Genomic DNA, 14,809 nt, shown 5'->3' with positions numbered 1-14,809 from the left:
AAATTGTGCGAAGCGTGGAAGGGCACGCGTGAGCCGTAGTTCTCAGGCGTCGAGGCGCAATCTTGGCCCGGCTACGTCGGTGCCGACTACCCCTTGGCCAGTTCTTCTTCGATTTGCCCCAGCCGCTCCTTGCCGAAGAACATTTCGTAGCTGCTCTCCTCCGCGCCTTTTGTCCCGACGAACATGGTGGGGATGCCGAATGCGCCGCGCTCCACGGCTTTGTCGGTGCTGGCGACGAGGCCCTGTTTCACTTCGTCCGTTTGCGAGCGGGCGAACAAATCCTGCGCATCGAACCCGGCATCGGCGATCACCGCGCCCAAGGCTTCCGGATCGGCGATATCGACCCCGTCCTCCCAGATTGCAGGCAGCAGGGTCTCGGCAAATTGCACACCGCGCCCATCCTGATCGGCTGCATACAGCATTCGCTGGAGCAGGATCGAGTTGAAGGGAAATTGCGGATGAAGCTTGTATTTGCTCAGCGCGTGTTTCTGGATGAAGCGCTGCATTTCGAGCATCGAGTACTCGACCTTGCCCTTCACGTCCTTGTCCCGGATCATCGGCGGCGCATTGCCCGTGAGGCGGTGCATCCCGGCCAAAAACACCGGCACGACATCCAGCTCGGCCCCGGTGCGCTTGATCAAATCGCGCAAGGGCCACCAGACGAGATAGGCGTTGGGACTGACGAAATCGAAGATCAGCTCGACGCGGTTTGCCATATATCTACTCTCCCTTTGCGCGAGAGGTTGCATATGGAAACGGGCTGCGCAAGCTGACTGGAAACGTGGGCGTCAGGTCTTCATCGGCGCGAGGCCCAACTCGATGCCGGTGCGGTCCTCCAGCGCGAAGCGATCGAACAGGTCGGCGCTAGCCGCATTCAGGCCCACGACCCGCGTGTGGCGGCCGTTGCGGCGCATGCGCTCGATCACCTTTTCGAGCGCACCGATCGCCGAAATGTCCCAGAAATGCGCTTTCGACACATCGATCACCACGTGGTGCGCGGCATCGTCATACTGGCTTTCGGGGCCCAATTTCTCGATGAACTTGTCGACACTTGCAAAGAAAATCTCGCCGGTCACAACATAGACCGCGCTGTGCGGGCGGCGCACGCGCTCGACCGTGAAGAGGCTCTTCACCTTCTGCGCGAAGAAGATGCCCGACAGCAGCACGCCTGCGAGCACACCCAGCGCGAGGTCATGCGTCCACACGACGACGGCCACGGTCGTCAGCATGACGATCGAGCTGGTCGGCGGATGGCGGCGCAGATTGGGGATCGAGTTCCAGCTGAATGTCCCGATGCTCACCATGATCATCACCGCGACCAGCGCGGGCATCGGCACCTGCCCGACATAGGGGCCAAGCACGGTGAGCAGGAACAGCAGGAACGCACCCGCGGTGAAGGTCGACAGGCGCCCTCGCCCGCCCGATGCTACGTTGATCACCGACTGGCCGATCATTGCGCAGCCGCCCATGCCGCCAAAGAAGGCCGCCGCGATATTGGCAGCGCCCTGCCCTGCGCTTTCGCGCTGCTTGTTGCTGTCGGTGTGCGTCATGTCGTCGACGATCTGCGCGGTGAGGAGGCTTTCAAGCAGGCCGACAGCGGCCATGGTGAGCGAGTATGGCGCGATGATCCGCAGCGTCTCCCAGGTGAGCGGCACGTCGGGGATCGCGAAGAACGGCAGCCCATCGGGCAGCTCGCCCTCGCCTGCTACGTTGTTGACCGGCAGCCCCCAATACATGGTGGCAGCCGTCAGCAGGACGATCGCGACGAGTGGGCTCGGCACTGATTTCGTGAGGCGCGGCAGCAGATAGATGATGCCCAGACCGATGGCGACCATTGCATAGGTGTAGAGATTGACCCCGTCCTGCGTGGGATCGAGCTGCGGAATCTGCGCCATGAAAATGAGGATCGCAAGCGCGTTGACGAAGCCAGTGATGACGCTGCGGCTGACGAATTGCATCAGCAGGTCGAGCCGCAGGAGAGCCGCAATCCCTTGGAAAATTCCCATCAGGATGGTGGCCGCGAACAGATATTCGACGCCGTAATCACGCACCAACGGGATCACGACGACGGCCACCGCGGCAGTGGCGGCGGAGATCATGCCGGGACGCCCGCCCGTCAGCGCGATCACCATAGCAATCACGACCGATGCATATAGCCCGACGCTCGGATCGACACCGGCGATCAGCGCAAAGCCGATCGCTTCGGGGATCAGCGCAAGCGCGACGACGATGCCGGCGAGGATGTCGGCCTTGGGTTGGCCAAGCCAGTCACGCCGCAGCGTGGCCGCAAAGGAGCGGTCTTGGGTCATATTCAGGTTCCAGATTGTACCCGTCGAGGGTGTGCAGGGTGACGCCTGCGTGGGAGAGTTGGCGCGTCACTAGAGATCAATGCTGCAATGCACAACCGCGCAATTGTTTCGCGGCCGTCATGGTAAAGAGCATGTTACCCGCGATTGATCGCGTTCGGTTAGGGTTGCATCAATAAAACCGCGTCTGTCTGCGGCGATGACGACCCGTCGTTTCCGCAATTCAAAGAGGGTGGCCCCTCTAATAAAGCCGTTCCAAACGGCCCCCGAGAGAATACGCACGAAGCGGGGTCGGTGTGCATGAAGCCGGGATTGCCTTCAAAAGGGCGACCCGGCTTTTTGCGTTCTTGTTTAAGCAAGCCATCCGGCTCGCCGTTTCCTCGCTCATTGCGACCTGAAGGTCGCATCGCTGTGGGCGCCCGGTCGGGCTTGCGGCTCTTCGAGCCGACTAAGGATACCTCTGCTAAATCCCAGCCGCCGCCAGCGCGCGGTCCAGGTCTTCGGTGAGGTCTGCAATATCCTCGAGGCCCACATTGATCCGCAGCAGCCCTTCGGTGACGCCCATTTCGCTTCGCGCGTCCTCGCCCATATTGGCATGAGTGGTGCTCGCCGGATGGCACATCAGGCTCTTGGAATCGCCGATATTGTTCGAGATATCGATAAGCTCCATCGCATCGAGAATGGCGAAGGCGCGCTGCCGCGTGCCGACATCGAACGCGAAGATCGGCCCGGTCGCCTCCATCTGTGCGAGCGCGAGATTGTGGCGATGATGGCTTGGCAGACCGGGGTGACGCATGTGGCCGCCCGCTTTCAGGACGCGCGGTTCAAGGAATTCGCCGAGCGCAACCGCGCTGCGACTCTGATGGTGCGCGCGCAGCGATAGCGTCTCCAACCCCTTGTGCACTACCCAGGCGTTGAACGGCGAAATCGTCGGCCCGGTGTTGCGCTGAAACGGCATGAGCGTTTCGGTAATCCACTCCTCGCTCGCGCAGATCGCGCCTGCCAGCACCCTTCCCTGCCCATCCATCAGCTTGGTCGCGCTATAGGCCACGACGTCGGCTCCGAATTCCATCGGCCGCTGCAAAGCGGGCGAGGCGAAGGCATTGTCGACCACGGTTATGATCCCGTGCGCCTTTGCGAGATCGCAAACATGCTGGAGATCGACCACATCGAGCGTCGGGTTGGCCGGGGTTTCGAAGAAGAAGACCTTGGTATTCGGCTGGATAGCGGCTTCCCATTGGTCATTGTCGGCGCTGTCGATCACGCTTGTCTCGATCCCGAAGCGGGGCAGCAGGCTGTCGACCAGCCAGCGGCACGAACCGAATGCGGCGCGGGCTGCGACGCAGTGATCGCCGGCGGAAAGCTGGCAGAGCAGCGCCGCCGTCATCGCTGCCATTCCGCTGGCCTGCGCGCGGCAGGCCTCCGCCCCTTCGAGGAGGGCGATGCGCTCTTCGAGCATCGCGGCGGTGGGGTTTTGCAGGCGCGAATAGGTCATGCCATCCGCATCGCCAGCAAACCGGTCCGCCACCGTCTGCGCATCGTCATAAGTGTAGCCCGAGGTGAGGAACATCGCCTCGCTCGTCTCGCCATGTTCGCTGCGCCAGGTTCCGCCGCGCACGGCCTGCGTGGCCGGGCGCCATTTGCGGGTCGCGGCGCGGTCCATTCCGGTGGTCTTCTTCATGAGCGCAGGATTAGGGCGGTTAGAGCTGCCCCGCAACAATCCCTTGGCGCGCTGTCTCGCCGTGTCCAACGACATCGAGCATCAAGGTGCCTTCGAGCAGGGTCATGATGTAGCGCGCGCCTCCCGCCGGATCGGGGTCGTCCTTCGGCATTTGCCCTTCAAGCCAGGCGAGCTGATTGGTCATCATTTGCTCCGCCGCATTCTTGTATCCCGGCACCCCGCGCGCCGAACCTGCGACGATTTCCCACCATAACACGAGAAACCTCTGCATCGTCCGTTGGCGCCCTTGCTCAAGAATGCGTTCGAAGCACTCCTGTCTGCTGGTCGGCCGCTCAGGACCGATCGCCATATCCAGCGCAGCCGAATAGACCCCGGCGATGTATTCAAGCAGGTCGGCGACCAGCTGCTCCTTGTTGCCGAAGTGATAGATCAGCATCCGATCGCTCGTGCCCGCAGCCTTGGCAAGCGGCCGCAGGCTCGCCCCGCCGAGCCCGTGTTCGAGCACGTGCGCCGCCAATTTGGGCAGCAGCGTTTCGCGTGAAAGTGAAGAGTTTGCCATTTCCTCTTGTAGCAAGTGCTACATTGCGTTACCACTGCATGTAGCAACCGCTACATAGACAGCCGGAGTACGATCAATGGACATGCTGCAAACCCTCTTCGTCATCATCCTGGTATTCGGCGGGATCGCCATGGCCTATATTCTTGTCGCCAAACCAACAACCGGCAATGCCGCGCTCGCCGCAATGCTTTCCGCAGGCTTTGGTGCGTACACCGCTGTCCAGATCTGGCAGGAAGGTGTCGTGATGTTCTGGACCAACCACACGGTCAACCTGACCGGAATTCAAGTGTGGTGGGACCTAGTGATGTGCGTCGGAATAGCGCTGTTCTTCATCGCGCCGCGCGCGCGAAAAGCGGGGATGAACGTCGTGCCATGGGCGCTGTTTGTCGGAGGCACCGCCAGTATCGGGCTCCTCGCCATGTGCGCGCGGCTGTTCTGGCTGGAGCGCAGTGCAGAAGCGCAGGCAAAGCCTCAGCCCGCATAGACACCTCCTCCAGCGTTAACGCCCTTGCCGCCCGCCAAGCGCTTTCCTAAGCGCTGGCGGGATATGTCAGAGGCTTCCGCCCCGCCCCTTCCAGCGAGCTTGCACGAAGCCGCTCTGCCGCCGGAGCATCCACGCGATCCTTGGGGGTGGTGCGTCGCCATTTCGCTCGGTTTCGCGGCGCTCGGTGCGATCAGGCTGACCATTCCCGGCGCGCCCTATTTCGACGAGGTGCATTACCTACCCGCCGCGCGTGAAATCCTGGCGATCTGGGGAGATGGTGGGCGCTACATCAATCGCGAGCATCCGCTGCTTGCCAAGGAACTCATCGCCGTTGGCATGGCCATTTTCGGAGATAATCCGCTAGGATGGCGGATCATGCCTCTGCTGGCCGGGACCGTCACGGTTTTTGCCGGGATGCGCGCGCTTTGGCACGCAAGCCATGAAAGGTTCGCGACCGCGGCATTCGGCATATTGCTGGTCACGGGGTTCCATGTCTTCGTCCATGCCCGCATCGCCATGCTCGATATTTTCATGGCTGCATTCATCGCGCTAGCCGCTTGGCAGTTCGCCGCTGCCATACGCGAGCCGGAGCGTGGGCGGCTGAGGCTGGCGCTGACGGGCGTCGCGCTGGGCTGCGCGATGGCATCGAAATGGAACGCTGTGCCGATCGCGATGGCACCCGGTGTAGCGTTCTTCGCCGCGCGCCTTTCTGCTGGTCGGCGGCGCCTGCTCATGAGCAAACGTGGCATTCCGGTCCCCGGAATATCGCTGGCCGAAGCGTTTGTGTGGCTCGGCGCCCTTCCGCTGCTGGTATACGCGCTGACGTTCGCGCCGGGATACTGGATGGGAGACCGGTTCCATCCCTCGCCGCTCGCCGAAGGAGGGTTAATTGCGTTCCAGCGGGAGATGCTCGACCTGCAAAGACAGGTGCTTGCGCCGCATTCCTATCAGAGCAGCTGGCAGCAATGGGTGCTGAATACGCGCGGCATCTGGTACCTCTACGAGTTTACCGACAACGCGCAGCGCGGGGTGCTGCTGATCGGAAACCCGCTGACGATGCTGCTGGGCCTGCCTGCACTGGCGTGGTGTCTGGTAAGAGGGGCGCATCGCCGCGATTGGTCGCGGCTCGCGGTGGTCGCCGCTTACTGCGCGAGCCTTGGCCTATGGCTGATCGCGCCTAAGCCGGTGCAATTCTATTACCACTACTTCCTTCCAAGCTGCTTCCTGCTCGCAGCGCTCGCCCTCGCCCTCTCGGACATCCACCGCAGCGCGCAGCATCGCTGGATCAGCTATGTTGTTCTGGCCGGATCGGCTCTGGTCTTCGCGGTGTTTTTCACAATCCTGAGCGCAGGCGAACTCGAAGGCCCGATGAGCTTTGCCAAGTGGACCTGGATCGAGGGCTGGCGCTAAAACCTGCCCCAAACGAAACGGCTCGACAAAGCGTAATTCCACACCGAACCGATGAGGATTCCAGCGAGCGCAGCGAGCGCCCAGAACACGCCCTGACTTTCGAGCAGGGTGGCAACCGCGACATTGGCGAAACCGCCCACGGCGCAGGTCGCGCAAAATCCGATCCACCCGCTTAGCAGCCGGCCGAAGCCCTTCAGGCGCTTGTCGCGGTAGGTGAGCCAGTTGTTCAGCCAGAAATTGAAGCTCATCGCGACGAGCACGGCGATGGTATGCGCTTTCCAGAACGTCGCGGTCATGCCGGTGAACATGATGGTGAGCACCGTGTAATGCACGATCACGCCGAGCCCGCCGACCGTGCCGAATAGCGCAAAGCGTGTCGGGATTACCCGGCCGAGCGTTCGGTCGTAAAGCCCGGCGAGAAAATCGAACAGGATTGCACGGTCGAGCTTGCTCTCACCCTCGCGGCGCGCTGCAAATTTGAGCGGCAATTCCCTGACCCGCAATGTCGCGTCGGCGGTGGCGAGCAGATCGAACAGGATCTTGAAACCGATGCCCGAAAGGCGCGGCGTCAATTCCAGCGCCCGCGATGTGCGGAGCATGAAATATCCGCTCATTGGATCGCTCATCTTGACCCCGGTGATCAGACGCGCCGCCCTGTTGGCGAGGCTTGAAAGACGCTCGCGCTCGGGTTGCTCCCATCCCTCGGTGCTCGCCCCTTCGGCAAAGCGGCTTGCAACACAGATGTCTGCCTCGTCGGCTTTCAGGGTGGCGAGCATCTCCGGCAGCAAAGCGGGATCATGCTGGTGGTCGGCATCCATCACTGCGGCGAATGGAGCAGCCGTCGCGCAAAAGCCTTCGATCGCAGCGCTCGACAGCCCGCGGCGCCCGATCCGCTGGATGATCCGCACGCGCCGGTCGGTCCGTGCCAGCTTGCGGGCTTCTTCCGCCGTGCCGTCAGTGCTGTCGTCATCGACGACGAGCACTTCCCAGCCATCATCGTCCATCACCGGCTTCAACGCGTTCTCGATCCGCTGGATCAGCGGAGCCAGATTGCCGCGCTCATTCAGCGTCGGAAGGATGATCGCCAGTTCAAGCGGCACGGGCCTTCGCCGATGTCACAGCCGCTCGCGGACCGCCGCGCCGATCGCTTCGCAGCCGTCCTCGCCGCCCAGATCGCCGCCGCGAATACCGTCCGCGAGCGCTTTTTCGACAGCGGCTTCGATGCGCGCGGCCTCTGCTTCACAGCCGAACGAATGGCGCAGCATCATCGCCGCCGACAAGATCGTCGCCATCGGGTTTGCCTTGCCCTCGCCAGCAATATCGGGCGCGCTGCCGTGGATTGGCTCATATAGACCGAAAATACCGTGATCGGTCTCGCGCTCGCCCATCGACGCGCTCGGCAGCAGGCCGATCGATCCCACCGCCGCACTCGCGAGGTCGGAAAGGATATCGCCGAACAGGTTACCGGTCAGGATCACCCCGAACTGGGAAGGCCGGCTGATGACCTGCATGGCGGCGTTGTCGACATACATGTGAGTGAGCTCGATATCGGGATGTGCTCCGGCCGCCTCGATCACGGTGTCGCGCCACACCTGGCTGGTTTCGAGCACGTTGGCCTTGTCCACGCTGCACACCCGGCAATCGCCCGCCCGCGCGGCGCGAAAAGCCACTTGCGCGATCCGGCTGACTTCGCTCGCGGAATAGGACATTGTGTCCCAACCCTCGCGGCTGCCGTCGATCCCGATGCGCTCACCTTTGTCGCCGAAATAGACGTCTCCTGTTAGTTCGCGGACGAAAAGGATATCAAGATTGCGGGCGATTTCCGGCTTGAGCGGGGAGAGATGCTCCAGCCCCTCGAAAACCTTGGCCGGTCGCAGGTTCGCAAACAGGCCCAGCTCTTGCCTCAAGCCGAGCACCGCCTGCTCGGGCCGCAAATGCCGCTCCAAACCGTCGCAGGACGGATCGCCAACTGCCCCAAACAGAACTGCGTCGCATTCGCGCGCCATCGTCAAAGTCTCTTGGGGCAGCGGGTGGCCGTGGCGCTTGTACGCGATACCGCCAACGTCGCCATCGAACAGCGTGAGGCCCGGCAGGTCAAGCGCCTCGAGCACCTTCACCGCTTCCCGTGTGACCTCCGGCCCGATCCCGTCGCCGGGCAATACTGCGATCTTCATCAGCGTCTCACTCCACCATCCGCACCAACCGTTCGCCCAGTGCAACACGGGCGGCCATAACATCGCCTTTGGTGTCGGCAAGCAGGTAGCGTGCAATCGGCCGATGAAGCGCGCGAAAGGCCTCTATGTGCGCGTCAAGGTCGCCCGCCATGTCGGGCTTAGCTCCGCCATAGCCGAGCTCGCGCAATAGCATAGCCTCGTAAGCGACCATCGCCGCCAGCCAACCGCGCGCGGACGGCGCATGGCAAATCGCAGTCAACAGCCCGTCCAATGCCTGATAGAGCGAGGGGTACGGATTTCGTTCCGGCAGGACGCTCGCAGTGAGCGCGCAGGCCCAGGTAACCGCCGCTGCGGGAAGCGGCTCGGTCATCCACGGGCCGCGGCTCTCCTCCAGCTCCAGCTTGGCGAATGGCAACTGGCTGTCCGATTTGGCGCGCAGTTCCATCGCCACGCGATTGCCGGGGATCATGACAGGGCGCAGCTGTCGTCCACGTCCGCCCGCGACATAGCCAGCGACTAGGCCATATTCCTCGGTCAGGAGCCGCGCGATCGTGGCCGTCTCGCCGTGCGCGCGCGACGCAACGAGGATCGCTGGCGCGCGGATATTCATTGGACGCGGGGGATCATGGGCGCCGCCTCATCGGCGCGCGGGTTACTTTCCCGCCAGCTTGGCTTCGAGCTCGGCGACTTTCGCTTCGAGAGCGTCGGCCTGTTCGCGCGCTTTCTGCACCATCGCCTTCACCGTGTCGAATTCCTCGCGGCTCACGAAGTCCACGCCGCCCATCACCTCGCGCAGACGTTCGCGAGCGCCCTCGCGGGCCTCGCGTGTCATTCCGGCCATGGTGCCGGCGGCGCTGTTCGCGATTTTTACGAAGTCGGCGATGATCGGGTTTTCGCTTTGCATGGCCGCTATTTGGTGAAGCCGCCGCGCTTTGTCCAGAACGAACTCTACAGATTGATCTCGACTGCTGCCCCGTTTTCATCGTCGCTGCCGCCCTCGGGGTTTTCGGCGATAAACTGGTAATTGAGCGCGGCGGCGAAACAGACCCAGCCGAAATACGGCACCAACAGCAGCGCCGCTGTGCGACGCACCTTCCAGAAAAGCGCGATCACGATGACGAGAGTGACCGCCGCGTAAGCGAGCAGGTAAAGACCGCTCTCCATGTCCTGCATTCCGAAGAACACCGGCGTCCAAGCGAGCGTGCCAACGAAATGAAAGACGAATGCGATCAGGGCGATGCCCCTGCCGCGTGCACCCCATGCGCTCCCGACCAGAGCGACCGAGAACCCGATGAGCACCCACAGCACCGTCCAGACAACACCGAAAATTGCCGTCGGGGGGAAAATCGATGGCTTGGTGAGGCTCTGGAACCACTGCGTCGAGGGACTCCCCAACTGGCCGGAGATAAAGCCGAGCAATACGATAAGAGGGACGAGAAAGAGGGCCCACCTCAAAAAACTCGCTCGCAATTGCTCTTTCGAAGCCAGAATGTTCATTCGCTCTCCTGTTGGGGCGGGCAGATTGCGCGCGGCAGTGTTCTGCGCGTGCACATATGTCGGACTTGGTTGCGACCCCGTTAGTTAGGCAGTGCGATTCGTGTGAACGTCACTGCGAACGCGCAATACATGCTGTTTTTGCCAGAGCCAATTTTCCCACGCTTGGCCGCGAGTCAAGCACTCAAAATCGCAGAAATCGGGGACTTTTGGCTAATTGAGATTAAAGGCGTGTGCGTTTTCTATGCATTGTGATAGCGTCGCCACATTCTTGCCGCGATTCGGGACGCACCTCGGCAGGATTCATCCACCCGCGCGTCCCACCTTATGTAAGGGCTCGATGGGAGCCCATATTGGGGAACAATTTAATGAAAAAGACCAATTTTGCTTCGATGCTCGCTGTCGCTGGCGGTCTCGCTGTTGCAACCTCCGCTTGCTCGGCCCCCGCTGACGATGCCGGCACCGCAGCCGACGAAACCGCACTGAGCGCATGCGCCGCTGCTGAAGAAGTTGCAGAAGCTGCTTGCTGTGCCGCTGCTGAAGTCGCTTGCTGTGCCGCTGGCTGCTGCGCCGCTGGCTGCTGTGCAGCTGGTTGCTGTGCCGCAGAAGGCTGCTGTGCAGCTGGCTGCTGCGGCGCTGCATAAGCCTCGCAGAAACGCTTAATTGCATTCGGCCGATAGCAACACCTGTTGCTGTCGGCCGTTTTGCTTTCTATCTCCGTTGTCATGAACAAGATCGAAGCCGCTCAGACCGTTATCGAAACCATCACTGCGATGGCGCAGGAGCAAAAACCGCTCATGCTGCGCGTCGTGCCTAAGGACAAAGTGACGTTCTGGTCGCATTATCCTCCCAAGGATGCGCGCGACGCGGATTGCAAGTCCCGCTGGTACTACCATGTTCATGCTGCTGGCAGCCGCGATGAAGACGAGCATGGCCACTTCCACCTCTTCCTTCACCGGACACAATTGCCCGAAGGGCTAGAGCCGAAAGTCTGGCCTCCGCAGGGCGAGGATGCAAAGGCGCATGTAACGCACCTTATCGGGCTCTCGATCGACACTGTCGGGATTCCCCGCGCGTGGTTCACCGTGAACCGCTATGTCACCAACGAATTTCTCTACCCGGCCGATGTCATGATCGACCATCTTGAAGACTTCAACGTCGACAAGACGCAGGAGGACGGTCTCGTCAATCGCTTCGTCACTGCAATGGTCGCGCTCTACCGCGAAGAGATCGCGGATTTGCTGAGACAGCGCGACGCGAAGCAGGAAGAGCTCGAAGCGCTGCACGGGGAGAAGGGTTACGAGAAGGAAAGCGGCGTCGAGGTTCTCTCGCAGATCCCGATCGATCTGGACGCCAAGATTTCAAGCCTCGATTGGCCCGAGGAAGAGCTGGCCTGATAATCAGGCCCGAGCCGCGCTGATCAGAAACTCGACGTTGCCCTGAGGTCCGGTAATCGGGCTTTGCGCGATACCCTGCACATCCCAGCCCAGTCCCTCGATCCATTCGCGCACCTCGCCGCACACCCGCTCGTGCAGGGCGGAATCACGCACTACCCCGCCCTTCCCTACCTCTTCGCGCGCAACTTCGAATTGCGGCTTGATCAGCGCGACCAGCCGGCAGTGGGGGGTAGCGAGTTCAAGCGGGCGTTCGAGCACTTTGGCAAGGCTGATAAAGCTCGCATCGCACACCACCCAATCGACCGGGCGGTCGATCTGCTCGGCTGAGAGAATGCGAGCGCTCGTCTGCTCGTAGACCGTGACCCGGTCATCTTGACGCAGTTTCCAGGCAAGCTGGTTGGTCCCGCTATCGACCGCGAAGACATGGCTCGCGCCCTTGGTAAGCAGAACGTCGGTAAAACCCCCGGTCGAGCTGCCGACATCCAACGCCACAGCGCCTGCCGGGTCGAGGCCGAAATGCTCGATCGCATGGGCGAGCTTTATCCCGCCGCGGCTGACCCATGGATGGTCTCTTCCGCGCACTTCGAGCGGCGCGTCCTCGGCGATCTGCTGTCCCGGCTTTTCGATCTTGCTCTCACCTGAAAAGACCGTGCCCGCCATGATCAGCGCCTGCGCGCGGGTCCGGCTCTCGGCCAGTTCTCGCTCGATGAGCAAATGGTCTACCCGCTTCTTTTTCGATGGTTTTGTCGTTTTCGTCATGGACCCGAATGGCGTTAGCGCGCATTTAGGCCCTATGAAAGCAGTCTACTTCCACGCCGCGGGCGCAATCGCGCTGACCTTTGGCATCGCCGCCTGTATCCCCTCGGTCGACATCCCGTCGCAGGTCGAAACGACAGTGCCCGTCGCGGCCGATCCCGCACCCACTCCAGCGCCAGCTCGAACACAGGCCCCTGCCCCCGCGCCCGCCCCCACAGCGGAGCCGCCGCGGAGCGCTTCTGCGCCTCCACCGACAACCGCAGCCGCCGTGCAGCAGCCGGTCTACGACAATTACCTCGATGCGCCTCCGACGCCGGGCACTTGGACTTATGCAGACGAAACCGGCGAAACCCTCGCGCTGTTCGGAACTAGCGCGGCGAGCCCTTCCCTCATTATCCGCTGCGACAAAGCGAGCGGCAATGTCGGTATTGCCCGTGTTATTGATACTCCCGCCACCTCCGCGCGCGTGATGCGGATCGAGACCGAGACCGCGGAGCGATCCATTCAGGCGACGCCGATGCAGGGCGCGCGTCCGATGCTCGCCGCGATCCTGTTCGCGGGCGACCCGCTCCTCGATGCGATGGCGATCACCAAGGGGCGCTTCGCGGTCGAAACCCAGGGTCTTCCATCGCTCTACGTTCCCGCCTGGGTCGAGGTGAGCCGCGTGATCGAAGACTGCCGCTGACGCCGCGCGGTGTTTCGCGTCGCCGATTCTTTTCCGGCTTTCCACAATAACGATGAGCAAGCGGTGCACGCCTGCCCCGGGAATCAAAAACGCCCAGGGTTTCCCCTCGGGCGCATCGTCACTGCTCCAGCGCAACGGCGTTCTATACTGACGTGGGAAAAGTTTTTTTCAAGTCTTGTCTTCGGGCATCAACAGACTCAATTATGTGCGTGAGGTTAGCGGCAAACGCGAACTTCGGCCCCCGGTGATACGGCGAGGTCTTGGCTTTCAAGCGCGAAAGGAGGTGATCCGATGTCTCATGGTTCAGTAGCGAGGTCGGTGAAGATCCCTACGGAGCATATTCGGTAACTTCCTTACCGAGTGAGGTTTCGTGAGCGGCACTTCCGGCCGCTGACCATGAAAGGGCGGTTCTCCTACGGGCGAGAGCCGCCCTTTTCATGTTCTCTTTCGCCCTCAGACGCCGGGCGCGGAGTCTTTGTTGTCCGCAACCCATCCGGGGCGCGAAATCCTCGCGCCTGCAGCGCTGCGGGCGCCCGGTTGGGCTTGCGGCGCTGCGCGCCGTGCTCCGCGACCAAGCCTATGATCCAGCGCAATAGCGCTTGGTGCAGGTTAGCAAGGCAGCGCTCATAGCATCGCTACCAGCGACGCCAGCGCGCGACTGCGCGCCGCCGCTTATGCGGCGAAGCCAAGGCGGACGGATGTCCGCCGCCAGGCGTTTGAGGGCACAAGACAAAAGACTCCCCGCTTGCCCCGAGCGCAACACCATATTACCCGCACTCCATGGAATTCAAACGCATCCCCCACCCCTCGCCGACGCCCGATGCGGCGCGCGAAGCGGCCATTGCCGACCCGGGTTTCGGCACCGTCTTTACCGACCACATGGTCACGATCGACTATGATGAGGCGAAAGGCGGCTGGCAGACCCCTGTGATCGGCCCGAGGGAAGCGATCCCGATGGATCCCGCCTCCAGCGTGCTTCACTATGCGCAGGAAATCTTCGAAGGGATGAAAGCCTATGCCCACGCCGATGGCGGGCTTGCGCTGTTCCGGCCCGAGGCAAACGCCGGGCGCTTCAATGACAGCGCGCGCCGCATGGCGATGCCCGAACTGCCGGAAGAAACCTTCCTCGCCGCCGTGCGCGAAGCGGTCAAAACCGATGCGAAGTGGATGCCGCCTATCGAGGGCGGCTCGCTCTATATCCGGCCGTTCATGTTCGCCTCCGAAGCGTTTCTCGGCGTGCGTCCGGCGAAACAGTACAAGTTCGTCCTCATCCTCGTATCCTCGGGCAATTACTTCAAAAAGGGCGTCAATCCGGTCAAGATCTGGGTGAGCCAGGATTATGTCCGCGCTGCCCCCGGCGGCACTGGTGCGGCCAAGACCGGGGGCAATTACGCCGCCAGCCTCGTCCCGCAGGCCGAGGCCATCGCCAAGGGATGCGATCAGGTCGTGTTTCTCGACGCAATCGAGAACAAATGGGTCGAGGAACTCGGCGGCATGAACCTGTTCTTCGTGCGCGCCGATGGCAGCGTCATCACCCCGCCGCTCACCGGCACAATCCTGCCCGGCATAACCCGAGACAGCCTGATCGCGATGTTGCGCGAAGAAGGGCTCGATGTGCGCGAGGAGCCATATTCGATTGCCCAATGGCGCGAAGAGGCAGAGAGCGGCGAGCTCCTCGAAACGCTCGCCTGCGGCACGGCAGCGGTCGTGACCCCCGTCGGCACAGTCGCCTCGCCCGCTGGCGAATTCACGATCGGCACCGGCGGCATCGGCCAGATGGCGCAGAAAATGCGCGAAAAGCTGGTCGGCATCCAGCACGGCCATGTCGAGGATAAGCACGGCTGGGTGGAACGGATCGGGTGA

Annotated in this window: 15 protein-coding genes; 5 read left to right on the top strand and 10 right to left on the bottom strand. The window is 62.3% G+C overall.

Annotation, left to right across the window (positions count from 1 at the left end; all coding sequences use genetic code 11):
* Positions 1-86: 86 nt before the first annotated feature.
* From IB285_RS03930 to IB285_RS03915, 4 genes are all read right to left on the bottom strand, one after another.
* Complete coding sequence (locus IB285_RS03930; protein WP_190786950.1) at positions 87-716, bottom strand: 2-hydroxychromene-2-carboxylate isomerase; 630 nt, start codon at positions 714-716, stop codon at positions 87-89.
* Between the two features lie 72 nt (positions 717-788).
* Positions 789-2,309, bottom strand: coding sequence for a SulP family inorganic anion transporter (locus IB285_RS03925; protein ID WP_190786949.1), 1,521 nt, complete (start codon positions 2,307-2,309; stop codon positions 789-791).
* A 460-nt stretch (positions 2,310-2,769) separates the two neighbouring features.
* Positions 2,770-3,987: a trans-sulfuration enzyme family protein gene (locus IB285_RS03920; RefSeq protein WP_190786948.1), complete on the bottom strand. Its 1,218-nt coding sequence runs from the start codon at positions 3,985-3,987 to the stop codon at positions 2,770-2,772.
* Between the two features lie 19 nt (positions 3,988-4,006).
* Positions 4,007-4,546, bottom strand: a complete 540-nt coding sequence (locus IB285_RS03915) for a TetR/AcrR family transcriptional regulator (protein WP_190786947.1) — start codon at positions 4,544-4,546, stop codon at positions 4,007-4,009.
* A 76-nt stretch (positions 4,547-4,622) separates the two neighbouring features.
* Here IB285_RS03915 and IB285_RS03910 point away from each other — a divergent pair, with 76 nt between their 5' ends.
* Both IB285_RS03910 and IB285_RS03905 read left to right on the top strand, forming a co-directional pair.
* A complete protein-coding gene (locus tag IB285_RS03910; RefSeq protein WP_190786946.1) occupies positions 4,623-5,030 on the top strand; it encodes a hypothetical protein in 408 nt (135 codons plus the stop codon).
* Between the two features lie 63 nt (positions 5,031-5,093).
* Positions 5,094-6,440, top strand: a complete 1,347-nt coding sequence (locus tag IB285_RS03905; protein WP_190786945.1) for a phospholipid carrier-dependent glycosyltransferase — start codon at positions 5,094-5,096, stop codon at positions 6,438-6,440.
* On the opposite strand, the gene IB285_RS03900 is transcribed toward IB285_RS03905, so the two are convergent.
* Genes IB285_RS03900 through IB285_RS03880 form a run of 5 tightly spaced genes read right to left on the bottom strand, consistent with a single transcriptional unit; the run spans position 6,437 to position 10,111 of the window.
* Complete coding sequence (locus tag IB285_RS03900) at positions 6,437-7,540, bottom strand: glycosyltransferase family 2 protein (RefSeq protein ID WP_190786944.1); 1,104 nt, start codon at positions 7,538-7,540, stop codon at positions 6,437-6,439. The two genes, IB285_RS03905 and IB285_RS03900, sit on opposite strands and share 4 nt — an antisense overlap.
* Before the next feature lie 15 nt (positions 7,541-7,555).
* Positions 7,556-8,614 carry a 3-isopropylmalate dehydrogenase gene (gene leuB / locus IB285_RS03895; RefSeq protein WP_190786943.1) on the bottom strand — a complete coding sequence of 353 codons (1,059 nt, stop codon included), beginning with the start codon at positions 8,612-8,614 and terminating at the stop codon, positions 7,556-7,558.
* 7 nt (positions 8,615-8,621) lie between these two features.
* Positions 8,622-9,224 carry a DNA repair protein RecO gene (gene recO / locus IB285_RS03890; RefSeq protein WP_190786942.1) on the bottom strand — a complete coding sequence of 201 codons (603 nt, stop codon included), beginning with the start codon at positions 9,222-9,224 and terminating at the stop codon, positions 8,622-8,624.
* 42 nt (positions 9,225-9,266) lie between these two features.
* Positions 9,267-9,518, bottom strand: a complete 252-nt coding sequence (locus tag IB285_RS03885; protein WP_190786941.1) for an accessory factor UbiK family protein — start codon at positions 9,516-9,518, stop codon at positions 9,267-9,269.
* A 44-nt stretch (positions 9,519-9,562) separates the two neighbouring features.
* Positions 9,563-10,111, bottom strand: coding sequence for a TspO/MBR family protein (locus IB285_RS03880; protein ID WP_190786940.1), 549 nt, complete (start codon positions 10,109-10,111; stop codon positions 9,563-9,565).
* 722 nt (positions 10,112-10,833) lie between these two features.
* On the opposite strand from IB285_RS03880, the gene IB285_RS03875 reads away from it, so the two are divergent.
* A complete protein-coding gene (locus IB285_RS03875; protein WP_190786939.1) occupies positions 10,834-11,505 on the top strand; it encodes a DUF6969 family protein in 672 nt (223 codons plus the stop codon).
* Between the two features lie 3 nt (positions 11,506-11,508).
* Here IB285_RS03875 and IB285_RS03870 read toward each other — a convergent pair whose 3' ends face one another.
* Positions 11,509-12,264: a TlyA family RNA methyltransferase gene (locus IB285_RS03870; protein ID WP_190786938.1), complete on the bottom strand. Its 756-nt coding sequence runs from the start codon at positions 12,262-12,264 to the stop codon at positions 11,509-11,511.
* A gap of 34 nt (positions 12,265-12,298) precedes the next feature.
* Between IB285_RS03870 and IB285_RS03865 the strand changes: the two genes are divergently transcribed.
* Positions 12,299-12,946 (top strand): hypothetical protein, encoded by a 648-nt coding sequence (locus IB285_RS03865; RefSeq protein WP_190786937.1) that lies wholly within the window; start codon positions 12,299-12,301, stop codon positions 12,944-12,946.
* A gap of 780 nt (positions 12,947-13,726) precedes the next feature.
* Positions 13,727-14,809, top strand: coding sequence for a branched-chain amino acid aminotransferase (locus IB285_RS03860; protein WP_190786936.1), 1,083 nt, complete (start codon positions 13,727-13,729; stop codon positions 14,807-14,809).

Source organism: Erythrobacter rubeus (assembly GCF_014705715.1).
Taxonomy (GTDB): Bacteria; Pseudomonadota; Alphaproteobacteria; order Sphingomonadales; family Sphingomonadaceae; genus Erythrobacter; species Erythrobacter rubeus.
The sequence above is the reverse complement of the archived record's forward strand: the minus strand, read 5'-3'. Positions and strand labels throughout refer to the sequence as shown.